This window comes from Pseudoflavonifractor capillosus (assembly GCF_016899775.1).
Taxonomy (GTDB): Bacteria; Bacillota; Clostridia; order Oscillospirales; family Oscillospiraceae; genus Lawsonibacter.
In genome coordinates this window covers 1-344 of record NZ_JACJJE010000177.1, presented here as the reverse complement: position 1 = coordinate 344, position 344 = coordinate 1, and the positions used below count along the sequence as shown (strand labels likewise).

The 344-nt window shown below is 60.2% G+C and carries 1 pseudogene; it reads left to right on the top strand.

The features are described from left to right. Positions 1–344 (top strand): annotated as a pseudogene (locus H6B31_RS16890) (PASTA domain-containing protein); the annotation flags it as partial.

Genomic DNA, 344 nt, shown 5'->3' with positions numbered 1-344 from the left:
GGGACCGTTCTGAATGACCGGTACATCGTGGGTCGGGTGCTGGGTCAGGGCGGCTTCGGCATCACATACCTGGCCTGGGACACCCAGCTGGAGGCCAAGGTGGCCATCAAGGAGTTCATGCCCAACGAGATCGCCACCCGCATCGGCACCACTGTCTCGGTGGCGGTGGAGAGCCGGTCTGAGGACTTCACCTACGGCTCGGAACGGTTCCAGGAGGAGGCCCGCACCCTGGCCAAATTCATCGGCAACCCCAACATTGCGGCGGTGACCAGCTACTTTGACGAGAACGACACCTCGTACTTCGTCATGGACTACATCGAGGGCATCTCCTTTAAAACCTACAT